This is a genomic window from Salinarchaeum sp. Harcht-Bsk1, from assembly GCF_000403645.1.
Taxonomy (GTDB): domain Archaea; phylum Halobacteriota; class Halobacteria; order Halobacteriales; family Salinarchaeaceae; genus Salinarchaeum.
The window spans coordinates 3078081-3096008 of the sequence record NC_021313.1 but is presented as its reverse complement, the minus strand read 5'-3'; the positions used below and the strand labels follow the sequence as shown (position 1 = coordinate 3096008).

Annotated in this window: 20 protein-coding genes and 1 tRNA gene; 11 read left to right on the top strand and 10 right to left on the bottom strand. The window is 63.5% G+C overall.

What is annotated here, in order from left to right; all coding sequences use genetic code 11:
* Positions 1-2 precede the first annotated feature (2 nt).
* From L593_RS14425 to L593_RS15780, 6 genes are all read left to right on the top strand, one after another.
* Positions 3-560 (top strand): hypothetical protein, encoded by a 558-nt coding sequence (locus tag L593_RS14425; RefSeq protein WP_144060781.1) that lies wholly within the window; start codon positions 3-5, stop codon positions 558-560.
* Positions 557-1354, top strand: a complete 798-nt coding sequence (locus L593_RS14420) for a hypothetical protein (protein WP_020447710.1) — start codon at positions 557-559, stop codon at positions 1352-1354. The genes L593_RS14425 and L593_RS14420 overlap by 4 nt, the downstream gene beginning before the upstream one ends.
* Entirely contained in the window at positions 1351-2535 is a 1185-nt protein-coding gene (locus L593_RS14415) for a helix-turn-helix domain-containing protein (RefSeq protein WP_020447709.1), read from the top strand. The genes L593_RS14420 and L593_RS14415 overlap by 4 nt, the downstream gene beginning before the upstream one ends.
* A gap of 160 nt (positions 2536-2695) precedes the next feature.
* Positions 2696-3073, top strand: a complete 378-nt coding sequence (locus L593_RS14410; RefSeq protein WP_020447708.1) for a hypothetical protein — start codon at positions 2696-2698, stop codon at positions 3071-3073.
* A gap of 56 nt (positions 3074-3129) precedes the next feature.
* Positions 3130-3462 carry a hypothetical protein gene (locus L593_RS14405; protein WP_020447707.1) on the top strand — a complete coding sequence of 111 codons (333 nt, stop codon included), beginning with the start codon at positions 3130-3132 and terminating at the stop codon, positions 3460-3462.
* Between the two features lie 508 nt (positions 3463-3970).
* Positions 3971-4579 (top strand): hypothetical protein, encoded by a 609-nt coding sequence (locus L593_RS15780; RefSeq protein WP_144060780.1) that lies wholly within the window; start codon positions 3971-3973, stop codon positions 4577-4579.
* A 767-nt stretch (positions 4580-5346) separates the two neighbouring features.
* Here L593_RS15780 and L593_RS14395 read toward each other — a convergent pair.
* Genes L593_RS14395 through L593_RS14390 form a run of 3 tightly spaced genes read right to left on the bottom strand, consistent with a single transcriptional unit; the run spans position 5347 to position 7471 of the window.
* Positions 5347-7008: a helix-turn-helix domain-containing protein gene (locus L593_RS14395; protein WP_049894192.1), complete on the bottom strand. Its 1662-nt coding sequence runs from the start codon at positions 7006-7008 to the stop codon at positions 5347-5349.
* Complete coding sequence (locus L593_RS16420; RefSeq protein WP_255347053.1) at positions 7005-7139, bottom strand: hypothetical protein; 135 nt, start codon at positions 7137-7139, stop codon at positions 7005-7007. Before L593_RS16420 ends, L593_RS14395 begins: the two co-directional genes overlap by 4 nt.
* The gene (locus tag L593_RS14390; protein WP_081638783.1) at positions 7136-7471 is read right to left on the bottom strand and encodes a hypothetical protein; all 336 of its coding nucleotides are present in this window, start codon (positions 7469-7471) and stop codon (positions 7136-7138) included. The genes L593_RS16420 and L593_RS14390 overlap by 4 nt, the downstream gene beginning before the upstream one ends.
* A 29-nt stretch (positions 7472-7500) precedes the next feature.
* Between L593_RS14390 and L593_RS16460 the strand changes: the two genes are divergently transcribed.
* Entirely contained in the window at positions 7501-7662 is a 162-nt protein-coding gene (locus L593_RS16460) for a hypothetical protein (RefSeq protein ID WP_187292626.1), read from the top strand.
* A 107-nt stretch (positions 7663-7769) separates the two neighbouring features.
* Here the strand turns inward: L593_RS16460 and L593_RS15795 are convergent.
* The 5 genes from L593_RS15795 to L593_RS14370 all read right to left on the bottom strand — a co-directional run bounded on the left by L593_RS15795 (position 7770) and on the right by L593_RS14370 (position 10331).
* Positions 7770-7940, bottom strand: a tRNA-Trp gene (locus tag L593_RS15795).
* Between the two features lie 80 nt (positions 7941-8020).
* A complete protein-coding gene (locus tag L593_RS14385) occupies positions 8021-8572 on the bottom strand; it encodes a cupin domain-containing protein (protein WP_020447703.1) in 552 nt (183 codons plus the stop codon).
* A gap of 63 nt (positions 8573-8635) precedes the next feature.
* Complete coding sequence (locus L593_RS14380; protein WP_020447702.1) at positions 8636-8953, bottom strand: hypothetical protein; 318 nt, start codon at positions 8951-8953, stop codon at positions 8636-8638.
* 7 nt (positions 8954-8960) lie between these two features.
* A complete protein-coding gene (locus L593_RS14375; protein WP_020447701.1) occupies positions 8961-9188 on the bottom strand; it encodes a DUF5795 family protein in 228 nt (75 codons plus the stop codon).
* A 201-nt stretch (positions 9189-9389) separates the two neighbouring features.
* Positions 9390-10331, bottom strand: coding sequence for a DUF5794 domain-containing protein (locus L593_RS14370; RefSeq protein ID WP_020447700.1), 942 nt, complete (start codon positions 10329-10331; stop codon positions 9390-9392).
* 698 nt (positions 10332-11029) lie between these two features.
* Here L593_RS14370 and L593_RS14365 point away from each other — a divergent pair.
* Both L593_RS14365 and L593_RS14360 read left to right on the top strand, forming a co-directional pair.
* A complete protein-coding gene (locus L593_RS14365) occupies positions 11030-11869 on the top strand; it encodes a hypothetical protein (RefSeq protein ID WP_020447699.1) in 840 nt (279 codons plus the stop codon).
* Between the two features lie 250 nt (positions 11870-12119).
* Positions 12120-12710 carry an Lrp/AsnC family transcriptional regulator gene (locus L593_RS14360; protein ID WP_020447698.1) on the top strand — a complete coding sequence of 197 codons (591 nt, stop codon included), beginning with the start codon at positions 12120-12122 and terminating at the stop codon, positions 12708-12710.
* A gap of 451 nt (positions 12711-13161) precedes the next feature.
* Here L593_RS14360 and L593_RS14355 read toward each other — a convergent pair whose 3' ends face one another.
* Complete coding sequence (locus tag L593_RS14355; protein WP_020447697.1) at positions 13162-14220, bottom strand: aldo/keto reductase; 1059 nt, start codon at positions 14218-14220, stop codon at positions 13162-13164.
* Positions 14221-14459: 239 nt separating this feature from the next.
* Here L593_RS14355 and L593_RS14350 point away from each other — a divergent pair, with 239 nt between their 5' ends.
* The gene (locus tag L593_RS14350) at positions 14460-15362 is read left to right on the top strand and encodes an acyltransferase (RefSeq protein WP_020447696.1); all 903 of its coding nucleotides are present in this window, start codon (positions 14460-14462) and stop codon (positions 15360-15362) included.
* A 124-nt stretch (positions 15363-15486) separates the two neighbouring features.
* Complete coding sequence (locus L593_RS14345; RefSeq protein ID WP_020447695.1) at positions 15487-16464, top strand: cation diffusion facilitator family transporter; 978 nt, start codon at positions 15487-15489, stop codon at positions 16462-16464.
* A 35-nt stretch (positions 16465-16499) separates the two neighbouring features.
* Here L593_RS14345 and L593_RS14340 read toward each other — a convergent pair whose 3' ends face one another.
* The gene (locus L593_RS14340; protein WP_020447694.1) at positions 16500-17879 is read right to left on the bottom strand and encodes a tRNA pseudouridine(54/55) synthase Pus10; all 1380 of its coding nucleotides are present in this window, start codon (positions 17877-17879) and stop codon (positions 16500-16502) included.
* Between the last annotated feature and the right edge of the window lie 49 nt (positions 17880-17928).

The following is a 17928-nucleotide window of genomic DNA, read 5'->3' as shown; positions in this document are numbered from 1 at the left end:
CCATGCAACGCACTTCTTTCGTGCTCGGTCTGCTGCTAGCCGCGCTACTCGCGACGGCTGCCGTACCGAGCCCGGCGCTCGCACAGGCACAGAATCAGACGGCCGCACAGGACGCGCCAGAGGGCTACGAGGAGCGCGTCGACGAGTGGGTCATACTCACCGACTGGCGGTACGACAGCTCCGAGAACCGCTTTCTGCTCACCTTCGAGAGCGAGCGCACCGTCCGGGTGACAATCTCCGAAGTGGTGAGCAAGAAAGAGGCCGAGTCGGGGACGTACTCGGTGCAGCAACGGACCATCGAGAACGGTACCACGACCGTCGAGATGCCGGCCGACACCGGACCGAGCGGCGAGGCCGCGGTCTCGATCACCACGGCGCGATCCCTCCAGGAAGGCCGCGGCGTGTTTGTCTCGACCGGCCAGCAGTCGAGCAATCCGTTCGGCGCGTTCGGTGGGACGCAGGGCCTGTTCATCGGCATTCTGCTCGCCTGCGCCTTCGCACTGCTCGCGGCGCTCGTCACGCTCTGGCGGGAAAATGATGGTGTGGAGGTGGCAGCGTGAGCGACCTGTCGCCCACGTTCGGGAGCTGGCGGGATCGCCTTACGTATCTCGTCGCCGAGGCCCAGCTGCTCGTCGCCGGTCTCCTGATCTCGCTCGGGATCATGGTGCTGTGGTTCCAGCCCAAGCTACCCGGCGTGCCCGGTTGGGTGTACGGTGCGATCGCCGCGACGCTCCTCATCGGGCCGATCCTCTTCGGCTTCTTCATGTCGTTCATCGGCTGGCTCCGAACCCGCCACTGGGTCACCGTCCACCACATCAACGGAGTAACCGACACCCGCGAGAAGTACAAAGTATCGCCGGAAGTCTGGGCCGAAAAGACCGTCGAGGGGCCGTCGCCCTACAGAGTCAACGACGGCGATGCATTCGAGGTGCGCGAATTCGACTACTACGACGACCAGGACGAACTCATCGTCACGGGGGCGTACTTCAGCAAACTCGCCGACTCGAAGCTCATCACGGTGCAGGCGATGCTGGAGGACATTCACGGCCAGCTCATCGAGACGGCGATCGCCTATAACAAACTCCGCGGCCGGATCAGCCGGATGGGCGTGGAGATCGAGCGCGACGTGGTGAACTTCCAGGCCGAGGCCGACGAGCGTGGGCTGATGGGCCGGAAGACCGCCGTGAAGGAACGGTTCGAAGCTGCCGAGGAGGAAGCCCAGGAGTGGGACACGGACGAGATCAAAGACCTCGGCGACTACGAACTCGACTACGACCCGGTAGAGAACCCGCGCGGTGAGCCCCTCGAACCGAGCGATCGGCCGGCGGCAACCGACGGAGGGACCGACCAATGAGCGGCGACGGCACGGACCCGCACGCGCTACATGTCACCGCGGAGGCTCGCGAGCACCAGGAAGGCTACTCGGCGCGGGAGAACCGCGAGATAGCCGACCACGGCGGTGTGATCCGCGACGAGCAAATCAGCCGCGCGCTGGCCGTTCGGGCGATTCACTACGATCCGACCAACGCGGAGCGGCCCGGCGCGATGCCTGGCGAGTCGAAGGACCTCCAAAAGCACCGCGAGATTCGGAAGATCGAGGGCACCGAGACCTTTCGGCGGGCGATGGAGAACGGCGATACGCCGTCGGTGAAACACCTCGTCGGCGACACCAGCCACCAGCCCGACATCAGCGGCATCAAGGCCATCGGTGCCGTCGACGAGTTGATCGAAGGCCCCGCGCCGGTGATCGTGGTGCTCGGCGAGCCCGGCGCTGGAAAGACCGACTTCGCCTGCCTGCTCGCGCAACGCTGGCGGGCGCTCCAGAATGAGCAGAGCCTCGTCGGGACGAACATCCAGACGCTCCAGGAGGCAAACGAGTGGGTTGACGAGACCGGCGATGTACGGGACGGCTGGATTCCCAACCACCCGACGCTCGTCGAGTGGGTCAAACAGGACGGCAGTCCACTGGAGCACAGCCAGCGACCGAAGCTGTTCATCGGCGACGAGTTCTCGAGTGCGGCCAGCGGGAGCGGCGAGCAGGGCCAGAAGGTCCGCAAGAAGATGGGGCCGACGGTGTTCAAGATCCGCAAGTACGGCGGCGCACTCATCTATATCGGGCACGACGAGTCCTCGATTCACCCGATGCTGTGGCGACTCGGGAAGATCGTCAAGAAGGTGAGCAAGAAGAAGGCCGTCGTCGCGGATCGAATCAGCGGCGGCCAGCTGAAGGACGTCGAGACCACCATCGAGGGCGTCCCGCCGACTGACTGGCGGTACAACACGAAGGAAGAGAGCGACTGGCACTGGTCCCGGCCGAGCGGTGCCGGCCAGGAAAACGGCCTCGACGAGGAACAAGCCGTCAAGCCGGTCTCGATGTGGACTATGGTCCAGTGCCGCGAGCAGGGCATGTCGCCCCGCGCAACCGCCGAGTTCGTGCCCTACAGCCACGAGACCGTCCGAAACTGGCTCAAGGAGTACGACAACGACGGCGAGAAGCGTGATTGGGTTGACAACGTGGAGGCTGCGATCGCATGACGGCGAATCGATGTCAAGCTGTCAAGCGCAGGCGATCCCCCTTTAGTCTACGCGGGTTGCTCTCCTTCGTCGACAATACCCGCGGCCCATCGCGGCGCGTGTCGCGGGCGAGCCGGCCGGAGGAGGAAGAAAGAAAGACGCGCGACGGGCGTGCGTAGCGATGCCGAGCCACCGCGCGAACCACTACGGAACCGCTTGCGAGAAGCGGATGGCCGCGAAACGACGATTCGACCTGGAGCGATCGAGCTGGCACGACGCGACCTTCCAGAACGGCACGCCCGTCGAGATCAAATCCACGCGGATCGAGCACTCAGACGGCCAGCCGGGGAACTTCAAGTTCTATCGAGCGTATCACGAGAAGCTCCGGCGGCACGACGGCTGGTACTGCTTTGTGGTGTACCGGCCGACGCGATCGGGATTGACGGTGGTGAACGATCGGATGCGCCGGGGCGTCGACCTGCCGTGTCTGCGCTGGCATGGCGGCGGCGATCACCGTGGGACAGAGCAGGCAAAACTCGCTATTAGTGACGTGTTCTGAATCCGCTTCTGTCAGTTTAGAGTCAAACTGAAATGTATCGAGCACCAACCTGGGATATGCAAGGTTCCTTGCTTTGCGATGATGAGGCCCAGGAACTTCTCAAAGAACGTGATATAGACATAACCAGCGGACAGAAGCATGATCTCCAGGATATCCGAAACGACGCCCAGACTCTCAATTACAAGTTATACGAGTTAGAAAGCCTGGGGATAGCCGATACTCAAGTTAAACTACTCGCATCTGACGCGTTTGAAAACCTCCGGAAAGGAGAGAGGGAGATCCTCCAAACGGAGAAGAAGCCGTTTTGGCGTCCCCTTCTTGCGATAGGTCTGAAGATTCTATTGGTTTTTGAGAAGATATTGCGTCTGTTGGGCCTCCTCGAACGCTAGCATTTTCGCACTCCGATGGGGGGACGTTTCGACTGCATAGCCAACTTCTGTGTGGACTATTTTGGATCTGTGATCTTAGTCACAGCCGGCGGTCGCTGATGCTTCACGGTTTACCGGAAACGCCGGACCGGCGCCGAAGAGCTCATGACGACCTCGATATCCGCTGGAGGGCTGTCGAGATTCCGGTGGCACGGTGGCGATGAGCACCGCGCACCGAGCAAGCCGAGATCAGATATTGGCCTCGTCATGATCTCTTTCCGGGCTAGTAGAATTAAGTAGAATCAGTTGGAGTGTTGGCTATGGGAAGCAATCAGGAGGGCATCGCGGGTTTGGCCATCCTTTTTACCATGATTCTAATTGTGGTGGCGTTCTACCAGATTCTCATCAGTGGCGCTGATTCCCAAGACACGGTGCTTGTCTGGTTCGCAAATCGGCCAAACCTATTCTTGGTAATTCTTCTCGTCTTGCTCGTGTTTGGGGCCGCACTAACCGCTATGCAATCACAGCGATGACTGGGGAAAATATCGCTAAAGAGGTTTCGTCAAATGACATTGAACCTGATGTTGCTCGTAGCATTATTGACCACCAAGTCACACTTCTGATTCAGTTGAATGATGAACTCCTTCGAACGATCAGGGTTCATGCAATATTTGGAGGAGTGATCATAACGGGGATTTCTTTCCTGGGGGACAGTGCACTGTCCATTCACAATTCATCTGGTCAAATCAAAGTGGGGTCAGCGATGTGGGCTTCATTTGCTGTTCTGTTTGGATTTCTTTGGCTAATCCGTTTAGCTTGGTCGAGAATCAGCTACACAGACCTCAGACTCTCATCCAATCCCGACGGCGAAGGGAAACCAAGAAACTCCGATCTCAATCTAAGCTTTTTCGCGGCTCTGAGAGTCACCTTTATTCCGATCAAACCTTCTTGGATAGAAACTAAGTTTGAGAAAGAGAATGTTAGGAGAGAGGTATTCGGATCAGACTTTGCTGATTGTATTGAACACAATAACTGGATCTTGAAAACACGAGAGGGCTATGTAAACTCTGTGCAGATGGGCCTCAATACATCATTTGTCTTGACGGTGCTTTGCCTAATAGGGATAGCAGTCAACTGAATCAAGAATGGTGCTGTACACAATTGCCTCCCAGGACGGCAGTAGTTTTACGTGCTTGAACACTGCCGACTCCTCATATGGGACAGGAGCCACCAGACTGGGACCCAGAACTATCCGGGTCAGCGGCTGTTAAAGGGATCAACGGGGATGAAACAACACTACACGCCGTCACTACAAGATATGACACTGGTGAACCCAAGCTATACACCGTCTGTGGTCTGCCAATTCAGGACCAATCAGATGCTCCAAAGCAGGATTACAACACATCTGTCCTCGATCTATGCCCGGATTGCTGGCACGAGTCGGTAAGAGATTCACAAGACCCGTCGTAAGCAAGGTTGTCAATCCCGTTTCTCAGGGTCTCACCTCCTACGAGTCCCGCCTACCTCGCTTGATACGGCGATATTGTAGCCTAGACGTCAAGCCCGCGCGGCGCGCGCTCTGCGCGCCGCGCAATTCCTTCTCCCCCTTAGGGGCACCTACCGTAGGGGCCCCTGCCAATCCCAGTGCGGAGCGGAACCGCTGCAGCGGTCGAATTCGGGCACCTCGAACCCGCTACTGATCGGTCTCGAATTCCTTCCGTAGCGGGAAACTGGCTCGATCTTGGCCGGTGCCGGCCGTTTACACCCCGATGAAAGTGGAATTCGCCCCGTTTTGCGAAAATATTGAGAGTAATGTGTCTCCGATCGGAGCGGAAATCGCCGAAAACGACCGCGAGAAACAGTGCTGCAGCTATCCGTCGGCGCGATCACGACGGGGAGCCGGGCCTACCGGAGTCGACTCGGCAGCTCGTCGACGCGCACTCTCACGTCCTGGTCGCCAAGCTCGTCGCGATCGTACTCGAGGACCACATCCGAAAGAGTGGCGCTGAGGCTCGCGAGGTACTCGAAGCCGATGCGATCTGCCTCCTCGCCGCCCACAGGCCCACGGTCGGGCTCGTCGTCGCCCTCGGTAGCATCTTGCTCGCGTAGCTCCTCGCGGCGCTCACGGCGCTCCTCGGCGCGCTCGTTCATGTCCTCGGCCAGATCGTCCGGGCGCACCTCGCGAACGATCTCGCGGGCTTGCTCCAGGACGACGCGGCTCACGAACGCCACGAGCACCGGATTGCCGAGGCGCTTCACAACGCCGGCCTCTGCAAGCCTCGCGACGTGGTAGCGGACCGTCGACCGGGCGAGTCCGGTGCGGTCCTCAAGGGTGTCGTAGGTCGCTCCGGTCTCCTCGGCGACGACGCGCAGGATATCGTAGACGGCCGTAGTGGACTCCTTGAGGGCCTCCCGGTAGATCTCCGTAGCGAGGTCCTCGTACCGTCGCTGGAGCATCGAGCGGCGGCCAGTCGGCCGCTCGTAGTCAAAGGGCGGCGCAGTGTCGCCGTCGAAGAAGTCGTCTGCCACAAGGTCGCCGCGCTCGATGCCGGCCCATCGCCCATGCGTCGCGACGACGGTGCGGAGGTGCCCCAGAACCTCGTCCCACTCCTCGACGTGGGGCAACTCACCGCGATCCACGCCGGCGTATGAGGCCTCCATCTTCGGGTGGTGCAGCGGGTCTGAACGGGGCCGCTTCGACCACTGCGACGCCTGGTAGACCTTGAGCTCCGTACTGTACTCCTGGGGCTCGAAACCGAGCATGTGCCATCGATCGCTCTCCAGCTTGGACTCCAGCCAACCCTCCTGCTGGCGGCGCTGGTGAGCCTCGATCTCGGCTTCGCCGCCCCAGTCGATGAGCTGGCGCGTTTGATCGATCGTCTCGACCGCGGCGGCCTTCTTCTCAATATCGAACCGGATATGCGCCTCGGCCTTCGCGATCCGTCGCGAATCGTGTACCCTGTCGTCGAGGTCGATCGCGTCGCGACCGTAGACCGCCCGGAGCGCATCGTACATCCGGCGCTCGATCTCGAAGGCTGATTCGGCGTAGGTGCTCCAGCCGATGAGTCGGGTCCCTTCACCGTGCGGGCACTCCAGCGGATCGCCGGACTTGTAGACCATATCCCGGAACTGGGGCATGATCTCGACGTGGAGCGCGACGGGTGGCTTTCGCAGTACCTCCTCGCCGTCGGCGTTCTGCGCCCATCGCCGGAGCTTCAGATGCTGCTCGTAGTAGGCGCTGTAGTTGTCTCCGCGACCGGTGCCAGCCTTCCAGCGCGACGACGTGAGCACTAGCGCATACTCACCTTCCGGGAGCCAGTCGGCCTCGAACTCCTCCACCGCGACGTGGGGCTCGCGTTCGTGGTCACCGACGTGCTCGCGCCAGTAGGTGAGGGCGCGGTCGTAGAGCGTGCCGCGTTCCGCTATCGGGTCGCTCCGATCGGCGTGGAGGTCCGCCAGTTGATTCATGACGCTCGCGCCGTGAGCCCTCGGACGCGGGAAGGTGTCTCGCTCCGAGCCCGTCACCTGGTCAAAGTCAGCGGGCTCGGGGGCGGCATCGACGCTCACAGTGGACCCTCCTGCGCAGTCCGATGTTCGTCCCGACAGTCGCCACACAGCCAGCGCGGGCCGAGGCGCTGCACGCCTTCCGTCGATCCGCACCACCAGCAGGGGTCGGGCTCGACGATCCGGCTGCTCATGCGGTTCCCACCTCCGCTTGAGGAACTGGAACCGGACGTGAGCGGCCGTCGGCCAGGTCGATCTCCACCGACGCCCACCCATCGGGAAGCTCGTTCGGGTGGCTCGGCAGGACGACCCAGCTCGGGTGTCGGTTGCACCGGTAGCCGTGCGTCACCAGCTCGTCGGCCTCCAGGTCGTCACGGATCGTCGGGTGCGCAATCCGCTGAGTGCCGAGCGTGCCGCCAATCGGAGCGCCACACTCCGGGCAGATTTTCAATCCGTCGGCGTCGGTCGTCGGTGCTCGCACCACGGTCGGAGCCTCGACGCCGTACCGGGACAGGCCGGTGCTCACGCCGACCACCTCCCACCGGAGCGACAGGGATGGTCCTGTGGGTCCGGCGTCTCGGCGTCGAGGCCGGCGGCCGATCCTTCGGCGATCCGCGGCCAGGAGTCGCAGTCCGGGCAGCGGTGGGCTCGACCATCGTCGTCACCGTAGACGCGGCGGAACCGCTCACTCACGTGGGCGTCGCAGAACAGGCATGAAGCCGTGCCAGCGGGCCCCGATAGGACCGCTCCACTCACGCCGACCACCCGCAACGCGAGAAGTGTCGAAATCGAGAGTTACAACCGCTCTCGATTTTTATTTCAAATGGGGTCGGAGGGATTTGAACCCCCGATCGACTGATATCTCCGATCCGCCTCGGAACTCCAGAGCGTCGTCGTCACGCCCGGTGATCAACCCGGCCGTTCCGTATATCAGGTAGTTCGTCAGAGGCGGGCTCTCTGGAGTCAGTCGCCCTGCCGGACTGGGCCACGACCCCGCGATACGATCCTTCCGCTGGCCGTTGTTTAGGGGTTTCGATTCACCCGACGCCGAACGGATCCCGCTGTGGGCCGGCTCTCATGGCTCGGTGGCCGTACCACAGTCTGCACAGACCGAGACAGGCTCCTCGTGATGCCCGAGGGCTGCGTACAGGTCCTCGCCGCCGCAAGCCGGGCACGTCGCCGGCTCCTCGAATCCGCAGTCCGGACATATCAGGGCGGGCCCGGAATCGAGGAGTGCGGGCTCCCGGTACTCGTAGTCGCAGTCCGGGCAGCTGAGGGGAATTCGCACGTCCTCGCTCTCGGGCGGGGCGCCGATCGCCAGCAGGGCGAGTTCCCGCGCGGCGTCGTTCGTCACGGACTGGTACTCCCCAGGTTCGAATCGGATCGCCTCGTCGGCGTCGAGTTCGACCTCGCCGTCGAGCGTCTCGATCGTTGCGGTGCCGTCGAGAACGAGGAAGCACTCCTCCTGGTCGCCGTGGGCGTGGAGCCCGCTGATCCGCTCGCCAGGTGCGACGACGTAGTGGTTGATCGCGACGTGCCGGCTGACGAGCGCCTCGGAGAGGTCGTGGCGGGCAGCAGTGCCGGCGGTCGGGCCAGACTCCAGATCGTCGATCGCGACGCGATTCATGGTCCGCAGTTCACGGGGTGCTGGAAAAAACACTGCGGCGACGATGGACCGGCGGCTGCCGATTCAGTCTCCGTCGAGCCGATCGATTGCCGTCTCGGTCACCGAACGAGCCCGACTGAGGTGGTCGTCGGCCGCGTCGTCGCCGGTGGTCTCGACCTCGGAAAGCAAGGATCGAACGTGGCCGAGTCGCTCGCGAACGACCGGCGCATCGAGGTCGGCCGTCGCCAGATCCGCGGCGACCGCTTCGGCTTCGCCGATCCAGCGAGACGGCGTTCGCTCGACCGGGAGCTCCTGGGTCGCAGCGAGGTGCTCGTGGATCGCCTCGAGGGACTCGTCGAGGTCGGCAGTATCGTCGTCCGCTGGAGGCGGATCTGGAGTCACTGGGAACCTACTCGCGGTCGGTTTCGGCCCAGTCGCACTCTTGACACTTGTACCCGGTCACGAACTCCGTCACGGTCGGCATGTACCCGACGGCGAGGACGTCGCCGCCACACTCCGGGCACTCGCGGTCGGCGTCCTCGATCGCTTCGGCGTCGATCACGCCTTCGCCTTCCACGATTTCGGCGAGCGAGACGGGCGTGACCATCCGGCCCTGGACGACGCGGTTCTCGGACATGCGTCACCGTCGTGGCTCCCCCGTCGTAAGGGTTGCTAGGAGCGGTGGCGAGCGCGGCCCGGTGCCGGACCGGTAGCGGAACCACTGCGGGAAAGGCCCATACAAGTGAAGGAGCCAGTGTTTCGAATATAGTGCTGGATTGGGCTACACCAAGGGCGGGCGGCTGTAGTTAACGCGGGCGGCTATAGGTAGGGCGGACGACTATAGCCAGGGCGGCCGTTCGCTGGTGGACTCCTCCTCTCTGATCCCGGCGCGGCGGTCCGTCGAGGCAGCGTCGTCCGTAGACGCGGCATTCGCGGACTGTTCCGCGTCGACGGACAACTCGGATTCGCCGCCGTCGCCGATCACCGTGTCTCGGACGCGAGACCGCTCGTCGGGGATGCGCGTCCAGCGACCGAGGTCGCCGTCGGGATCGAACGCGAACAGCGCGGAGAGCGCGAGCACCACGAGGGGAGCGAGGTCGGAGATGAACCCGATCTCCTGGGCACCGGGAAGCAGCCCGACGCCGAGCAGTCCCAGTGCCACCGCACTGCCGAACCGGAAGCGATCGAGGTCCACCACGCGGCGGAGCGTCGGACTCGTGACGGCCAGCAGGAACGCGAAGCCGACACCGACGAGGGCTGCGGCCATCGCGCGGACGACGAGCGCCGGTTCAGCCGTCGCGGCGAGGTTCGCGTTCGAGGGATCGACGCTCGCGACGAGGCCAAGGACGATGACGATCGCGGGGCGTGGAACGTACTCCGCGATGCGCGCGCTCGCGGTGGAGGCCGCGACGGCGATGACGACCAGTGCAGCGAAGCGGTGGAAGACGATCATGTCGAGCGCACCGGCGATGGCCGGGGCGAACGCCGCCTCGATCGCTGCGAGTGCTAGCAACGGAACGGCGACGAGTGCCACGGTCTTCGCACCTTCGCGAGCGCTGCCATCGAAGTCCGCGAGGATCACCGCGACGGTAGCACTCCCGCCGAAGATCAGGAGCCCGACCTGGACGATTCCCGCGACGGTATCGAGCGCGCCGGCGACGATGAGCGCCGGGAAGATGCCGTCGACGAGCGGAAGACACATCACGGTCGCGAGCAGCGCCGCTCGTCGACCTACCAGTGCCTCGATCCGCAGTGCGATCGGGTGCCGTGAGACGCTCATCGACTATCTATGTGCGCCCTCACCCAGGGCCATCGGGGAGTGGTGCCCGTGTGGGCCGACGGAACGATCGCCGATGACCTCGAAGAATTTTGTCGCCATATTCTGCCACTCGAATCGGGCTGCCGAACGGGGGCGGCCCTGCGGCTGCGCAGCGGTGCCGGCTCGGAGTGGACTGGCGACGTCCATATATCATTAACGTTCAGGTTGGAGCATAAGGATTGCGTGAGGCACGGCCACACGGTCCACGTCGATTTCCTTTCATGCGTCCACGATCGGATGCACAGGTGCGGAGAAATCGAACGATCGACGAATCCGTGCTGTTCGTGGCCGCGGTATCGGATCGGGGGCGGAAGACCGCTCAGCCAGATTGCTGGCGGGCGGACGCCGAACCCCCGAGAGGGAGAGTCCAGCCAACGAGCGGACCAGGCGGTATCCATTTACGCTTCGATTGCCTACGCGACAGTATGTCCCGTGCTCTGAAGGTCATCGCCCTCGTCGCCCTCGTCGTCATCGCGTACAAACTCCTCTCCAGCGATTCGGCCGTCGAGGTCGAGTACGAAGCGGAGTAGTCCCGAACGCACTCGCCCGATCGACCGGCAGACTCCTCCACCCTCCGACGACTCGTTCGAACGGCCAGAGAAGGACGAACCCGGTCTGTGAGCGGCGCGTTTAACAGGCTCCTGGATCCTACCCCCCGTATGTACGGCGTCGTCACGCGCAACGAGCCAGAGACGGAGTGGGCCGAGTTCGACCACGCGTTCTACGAGGTCAAGGACGTCACCGGTCGCGGCGCCGAACCGATCGAGTCCGCCGTGAACATGGTTTCCTGCTTCGGGGACACCGCTGCAGTCGAAGCAGAGCCGGACCTCGCGGCCGTCGACGCGGACGGGACGCCGGCCACGCGCGACCAGCAGTACTTTGACTGGTCCTACGTCTGTCCCACGCGCGAAGACTACCGGGCCGGAGTGCTGGCAACGATCGAGGATTGCGTAGCGGTCCAGCCGGACGTTCGCCTCGACGACGTCGGGTTCCCGCGCGCCGGCTACTGTCGCTGTGAAACCTGTCGGGATCAGTTCGCCCAGAGCGACCACGACGAGTGGCAGGACTGGCGTGCGGCGGTCATTAGCGATTTCGTCGCGGATGCGGTGGACCGGATCCCCGGCCGCACCTACCTGACGCTCTATCCCGATCCCTATCCCGGACATCTCTTCGAACGCTCCGGGATCGACGTCGAAGCGCTCGAGCCACTCGTCGACGAGTTCGTCGTGCCGCTGTACGACACGGCCTACGGCACGACCTACTGGCTCGAAGCGATCGCGAACGGCTTCGCGGATCGGATCTCGGACGCCGACCTCGCGATCGAACTCTACGCCGTCGACGTCGAGATCGACCCGCTCATCCACGCCACCGAGGTCGCTCAGGCCGCCGCTGACGCCGTCTACTTCGGGTACGACGCTTCGAACGCACGAGCGGCGATTCGGCGACTGGAAGCCGACGCCAGGGACGGCGTCGCTCACGGGGAGAATGCGGGCCAGTGAACTGACGGATCGAGATTCCTCGTCCGTCGTCTGACGAGCGCACGACGACCACAGATCCAACCGTAATTCTCACTGAAAATAACGCTGACCGAGACGACGCTCGTTCAATACACGCCGCATTCATTGTTTTAGTTCGTGATTTGATCCGAATTTGGGTCCGAGTGTTATTCATTCCTAATTACTTACTGAAAATCAAAATAAATCGCCGGATGTCGAAAACGGTATATGCCAACCCTCGGTACAAGGCGATATGCCCCAGCTCGACGACACGGACCTGGAGATTCTCCGGCTCCTCGTCGCCAACGCTCGGCGCCCGTACAGTGAGATCGCTGACAAAGTAGGTGTCTCACCACCGACCGTTTCGGACCGAATCGACCGTCTCGAGCAACTCGGCGTCATCCGCCGGTTCACGCTCGACATCGACCGATCCACGATCGACGCGGGGATTCAGGTCCTCATCGACGTCGATACGGAACCTGGTGCCACAGAGACCGTCGCAGCCGACCTCGCCGACCAGAACGTCGTGGAGCACGTGTACGCGACGGCGGACGGCTCCGTCGTCGCCCACGCGACCGTTCCGGAAGACTCCGTCCACGACGTTCTCGCGGAGAGCGTCGCGATGGACGACGTGAAGTCCATCGACGTCCGTCTCCTCACCGAAGAGGAGTGGACTCCAGAGGTCTCTGGTACCGCATTCGCGCTCAACTGTGCAGTCTGTGGCGACGAAGTGACCAGTCAGGGCGAGTCCGCACGAATCGACGGGGAACTCGTGACCTTCTGCTCGGCGACCTGTCGCGAAGCCTACGCCGAGGAGGAACAGCTCGCCGCCGAATCGATCTGAGCGCGTCGACCTTTTTCGAGTTCCCCTCCCGTAGCTGGTAGTTCCCTCTAGGGCGATACGATATCCCCGGCCCGGACCGAATCGTTCTCCCACGACCCGAGTCGTCCCACCGCGAAACGAGTTCCGTCACCTCGAAGTGAAAGTGATCTCGGGGCCAGGCGGAGGAGCGCAGCCGTGCGGTTTCCACAGGAACCAGCAGTTCGACGATCCACGACGTTTCGGCAAGGCTTGACGATACACCCCTCGTCGGCAACCGGGCGATCGGGAGAGATGGATAAAGAGACAGAGAGATGGAGAAGAGGGACAGACAGGCAAAGAGAGATGAATAGAGAGAACCCGGGGAATCAGAAGCGAGCGAACTGTCGACGACAGCACCGTCGGAAATGGGGAACTGCGAGGAAGGGGCGGCCAAACGGACGAGTGCGGACGGGCGTGAGCGATCGCTAGTGCGTCAGTACGCCGCCGGTTCCTTGTCGAGGCCAGCAGCTTCGATATCCTCGCCATCGACCGAGGTGCGGAGTGCGTCCATGCCGTCGTCGCGATCGATGGCGAAATTCTCGGCGTAGAGATCCTGGACGCGTTCGTACTCCTCGTCGCTGAGCGGGGGCACCTCCGACGCCGCGGCCCAGGCTTCGACGTCCTCCGCGGAGCGGAAGGTCGGCGTGACGCTCGCGACGGCGTCGTGGTAGAGGAGCCACTGGATCGAGGCCTGCGCGAGCGTCCGATCGCCGTCTCGTTCGAGGAACCTGATCTGCTCGACCTTCTCCCAGCCGGTCTCGTACCACTCGTCGGGTCGGTGCGCCCGGTGGTCGCCCTCGCCGAGTTCGGTGTCGGGGGTGACCTGCTCGTTGAGGAGGCCCGAGGAGTGTGGGACCCGCGGCAGGAGGCTGGTCGAGGCGTCGTGGGCGTCGATCTGTTCGAGGAAGTGCTGGCCGGGTTCCTGTTCGAAGAGGTTGAAGACCGTCTGGAGTGCGTCGACGTCGGCCTCCGCGGCGGCCTCACCTTCCGCCAGCCAGCCGATCGAGGGGCCGAGCGCCCAGCCGACGGACTCCACGCGGCCGGACTCCTGGAGTCGGTCGAGCGTCTCGAGGACGTCGGCATCGACCTCGTCGGCGTTCGCGTTGTGAAGCATCAGCAGGTCGACGTACTCGAAGTCGAGTCGCTCGAGCGAGCGATCGAGTGCGGTCTCGACCCAGTCAGGTTCGATCTTCTTCGGCAGTTCGCCGTGCCCGGCCTGCGGATTGTTGTAGAAGTCGTAGCCGACCTTCGTGGAGACGACGACGTCGTCGCGGTGGTCGGCGAGCGCCTCGCCGACGATCGCTTCGCTGTCGCCGTGCCCGTACACGTCGCCGGTGTCGAAGAAGTTGATTCCCGCGTCGAGGGCCGTCTCGATCAGGTCGAGGTCGTCCTGGTGCGTTCGGTCGCCCCACCAGTCGGTTCCCACTACCCAGGCGCCGAATGCGACCTCGCTGACCTCGAGGCCGGTGTCGCCGAGTTCCCGGTATCGCATAGGTGGTCATTGGCGTCCGCGTACTTAGGCCACGCGAAAGGCACGGTCGCGCACCCCTGCGATTGGGGGACCTTGGAGTGAGTCTTCGAATCGTCGGCTGGCGGAACTCACGCTGAGGCTGGCCATGGGGCAAATCCATGGGGCGAATCGTTCGGGGTGAATCCGACCTGCTATCGCGGCGACGGCGGGCAATTCCTCGACGGAAACCCATATGAACAGGCCCGCGCAATCTAACGGACATGACGAAACGTCACGTCAGCCTCCCGGCCGACGCGGAGGCGGGCGTCAGGGCGTTCATCGACGAGGTCGACGAGCGACTCGCGTCCGACGAGGACACGTGTCGCGTCGTCACCGACGTCCTCGTCGACCTCTTCGGCGATCGGGAGGCCTACGAGCGGTGGCAGGACGGCGGAGACGTTTCGCCAGCGGAGCGCGTGCGGCTCCAGAGCTACGATCCGTGCAACGCGACGCTCGAGAGCGAGTACTACGCGGAGAAGGACGAGGAGACGTTCCGGGAATCGAAGTACCTCCAGTGGCTCTGGCGGCAGTTCGACGCGACGCCGCTCGCGGACAACGTCGAGTTCGCGCTCCGCTTTCGAAGCATGCTCGCGCAACACCTGTTCGCGGAGTGTGGCGACGACTGCCGGTTCTTCAAGAACATCACCTTCACCTACGGCCACAACATCGAGGTCGGTGACAACGTCGTCGTTCACGACGACGTCCACCTCGACGACCGCGGCAAACTGACGATCGGCGACCGGGTCTCGATCTCCGACAACGCCCACGTCTACAGCCACGATCACGACGTGGTCGACCAGACCGAGATCACGAACTACCACACGATCGTCGAGGACGACGTACGTCTCACCTACGACACGATGGTCCGGGCCGGCTGCAAGATCGGAGAGAACGCACTCGTCGGTGCGAAGTCCTCGGTCACGTCGGACATTCCGGCCCACCACATCGCGGTCGGATCACCGGCCAAGAGCGTTCGCGTCAAACCCGGGTGGGAGCCCGTCGCAGCGCCCCTGGAGGATTCGCAAGAGACCGATCGCGAGGACCGGATCATCGAGCACGACGTGTCCGACGATCGGCCGATATTCGACGAATTCGAGCGCGACCTGCAGCCCCCTGGTGCCTGATTCCCAGTAGCCTGCTTCCCTCCTTCCGCTGGTCAAGCGATCCGCAGGACTGGGCTACGGCCGGCAATTTCGGAGCCACCCCATCCCGTCAGGAATAAAGGGGCAGTCCGCGCACCCTCCAGTAATGGCCTCGAGCGTCTCCGTCGTCCTCGCTGCGCTCGTCGCGAACGGAGCGATTGCTGCACTGAAGTTCGGGGGATTCCTGCTCACCGGGAGTCCGTCGATGCTCGCCGAGACGTATCACTCCATCTCCGATACGGGCAACCAGGTCTTCCTCCTAGTCGGTATCTTCTACGGCCGGAAGGAAGCAGACGAGCAGCACCCCTTTGGCTACGGAAAGGCGGAGTTCTTCTACTCCTTCCTCGTCTCCGTCTTCCTGTTCGGCATCGCCGGGTGGGAGAGCGCCAAGCACGGCTACGAAGCGATTCGACACGGCGAGACCAGCGTCGTCGAGGGCACTCAGACCATCCCGTTGATCGATCTCACCCTCCAGGGCGTCTACGTGAACTACGGAATCCTGCTGGCAGCGATGGTCTTCGAGGGCTACGCGCTCATGAAAGCCCGCGCGGGCATGAAGAATGAGATGGAGAGGCATGGATACGACGGGTACGTCGAGGCGTTCCGCAAGACCTCCCAGACGACGATTCTGACGGCGCTGACCGAGGACACGATCGCCTTGAGTGGACTCGCGCTCGCACTGCTGGGGATCTTCCTCTCGCGGTTCACTGGGAACCCGGTGTACGACGCCGCGACGGCGTTGCTCATCGGGCTCATGCTGATGGGCTTCGCGATCGCACTCGCCTGGGAGAACAAGCGGCTCCTCATCGGCGAGAGCCTGCAGCCCGACGACGAGGACGAACTCCGGAAGATCGTCCGCGAAACCGACGGAATCGCCGACATCACCGACTTCCGGACGGTTTACTTCGGCCCTGGCAACGTGATCGTGACGGGTGACGTGGCCTTCGAGCGTGGCCTCGCGACGGCCGAAATCGACGACCGCATGGAAGCGATTCGGACGGCGATCGAAGAGGCGAACCCTGCCGTGTCGCGGACCTACCTCGAGGTCGAGACGACCCCAGACGCGGACGGTTCTGCAGCCTGATCCTCTACGCAGGGACGGACCCTCGACGATCCCGATCAGTCTCGGAAGTACGCCTCGTCCTCGAAGGACTCTTCCTCGCCCTCGACGGCCAACACGTCGAGCGCGGTAACGGTGATCGGAACGTCGAGCAGTCCGGCGAGACTCGGTTCGGTCCGTCCCTCGTCTCCGCTGATCAGCTCTTTGACGTAGAGGCCGCCCTCGCCGTGTATTTCGACGGTCCCGGTCCGTTCGATCGCGTCGAGATCGAGTTCGTCCTCGTACCGACTGGCGATCACGGCGTCCGGAGCGACGGCCCCACCGTCGCTCCCAGCGGAATCGTGTAACTCGCCGTCGATCTCGTAGACGGTTCGGGTCCTCGTCGTGCTCGCGCGGCGGTGGTCGACGCGTTCGGGCGTGTACTGCTCGACGGTCTCGCCGTCGAGTTCGGCCAGGGCGTCGGCGAAGCTCGCATCGTCGAGTGGCGCTTCGGTTGCGACGTACGCCCGGTATCGCTTACTGGCGTCGAGTTCCTTCACGCGCTCGACCATCTCGTACGTCGCGAGACGGAGGCCCTCGACCTCCACACGTCCCGCGGCCGCGTCGTTGATTTCGGCTTCGAGCGCTTCGACGTCTGGGGAGCGACGGTGGGGTCGTTTTACTTCGACGACGAACGGCCGTCCGGTCCCGAGCATCAACGCGTCGACGTCTTCACGCCCCGCACCGTGGAAGAGCGCCTCCTCGCCCTCCATCGCGTCGCGAACGAGAGGAGCGATCTCCTGCTCGACGCTCGTCGGGTACATGTATCCGGTCCCGTCGCAGTACTCGCAGTCTTCCTCCCCGTCCTCACCGAGCTGCTTGCCGGAACCACCGCACTCCCTGCAGGGCCACTCCGTCTGTGGCACGTCGCGTTCGAGTTTCCGGTAGCGGCCGTAGACGAACGCGGGATTGACTTGCACGTCGACGTCGCCCCGTTCGAGGTTGAGTAGCGCGAGAACGTCCGGCCGGTCGAAGTCGACTTCCGCGCCAGCTTCCCTCCCGAATCGCTTCCCGACCTCGCGGTTGAACGCGGATTTGAACGCTTCGCCAGCGTCGGGGTCGAGGCCAGCCTCCTCCCGCAGGAGCCGATCGTTCTCCTCGATCAGCGGCGGCGTTCGGGTCCCGACCTGATACGTGTCGAAGTCGTAGTCGGCGGCCGCGTCGACGACCCGCTCGGCCCACGCGTCGTGCTCGGCGCAGTGTCCTTCACAGACCCAGCAGTCCGCTGTGGGCCCGGATTCGAAGTCCGCGTCGTCGGCGAGCGCAACGGCGGTGCGCAGCGATCGGCCACGCTGCTCGTTCGTGAGCCCGAAGCTCCGATCCGCAAACGGGCGTCCGAGACAGGAATCGCAAACCGGCCCGCTCTCGAGCAATCGACGGGCCGCGGCGACGACGTCCATAGTTCTGGGAGCGCCGTCGTCGCGGTAGTACCTTGCGGAACGGCAGCCC

Excerpts from the sequence above, each read along its gene's own strand:
- L593_RS14425 (WP_144060781.1), top strand. The coding sequence starts at position 3 with ATGCAACGCACTTCTTTCGTGCTCGGTCTGCTGCTAGCCGCGCTACTC.
- L593_RS14415 (WP_020447709.1), top strand. The coding sequence starts at position 1,351 with ATGAGCGGCGACGGCACGGACCCGCACGCGCTACATGTCACCGCGGAG.
- L593_RS14410 (WP_020447708.1), top strand. The coding sequence starts at position 2,696 with ATGCCGAGCCACCGCGCGAACCACTACGGAACCGCTTGCGAGAAGCGG.
- L593_RS14405 (WP_020447707.1), top strand. The coding sequence starts at position 3,130 with ATGCAAGGTTCCTTGCTTTGCGATGATGAGGCCCAGGAACTTCTCAAA.
- L593_RS15780 (WP_144060780.1), top strand. The coding sequence starts at position 3,971 with ATGACTGGGGAAAATATCGCTAAAGAGGTTTCGTCAAATGACATTGAA.
- L593_RS16420 (WP_255347053.1), bottom strand. The coding sequence starts at position 7,139 with ATGAGCAGCCGGATCGTCGAGCCCGACCCCTGCTGGTGGTGCGGATCG.
- L593_RS16460 (WP_187292626.1), top strand. The coding sequence starts at position 7,501 with ATGGTCCTGTGGGTCCGGCGTCTCGGCGTCGAGGCCGGCGGCCGATCC.
- L593_RS14385 (WP_020447703.1), bottom strand. The coding sequence starts at position 8,572 with ATGAATCGCGTCGCGATCGACGATCTGGAGTCTGGCCCGACCGCCGGC.
- L593_RS14375 (WP_020447701.1), bottom strand. The coding sequence starts at position 9,188 with ATGTCCGAGAACCGCGTCGTCCAGGGCCGGATGGTCACGCCCGTCTCG.
- L593_RS14370 (WP_020447700.1), bottom strand. The coding sequence starts at position 10,331 with ATGAGCGTCTCACGGCACCCGATCGCACTGCGGATCGAGGCACTGGTA.
- L593_RS14365 (WP_020447699.1), top strand. The coding sequence starts at position 11,030 with ATGTACGGCGTCGTCACGCGCAACGAGCCAGAGACGGAGTGGGCCGAG.
- L593_RS14360 (WP_020447698.1), top strand. The coding sequence starts at position 12,120 with ATGCCCCAGCTCGACGACACGGACCTGGAGATTCTCCGGCTCCTCGTC.
- L593_RS14355 (WP_020447697.1), bottom strand. The coding sequence starts at position 14,220 with ATGCGATACCGGGAACTCGGCGACACCGGCCTCGAGGTCAGCGAGGTC.
- L593_RS14350 (WP_020447696.1), top strand. The coding sequence starts at position 14,460 with ATGACGAAACGTCACGTCAGCCTCCCGGCCGACGCGGAGGCGGGCGTC.
- L593_RS14345 (WP_020447695.1), top strand. The coding sequence starts at position 15,487 with ATGGCCTCGAGCGTCTCCGTCGTCCTCGCTGCGCTCGTCGCGAACGGA.
- L593_RS14340 (WP_020447694.1), bottom strand. The coding sequence starts at position 17,879 with ATGGACGTCGTCGCCGCGGCCCGTCGATTGCTCGAGAGCGGGCCGGTT.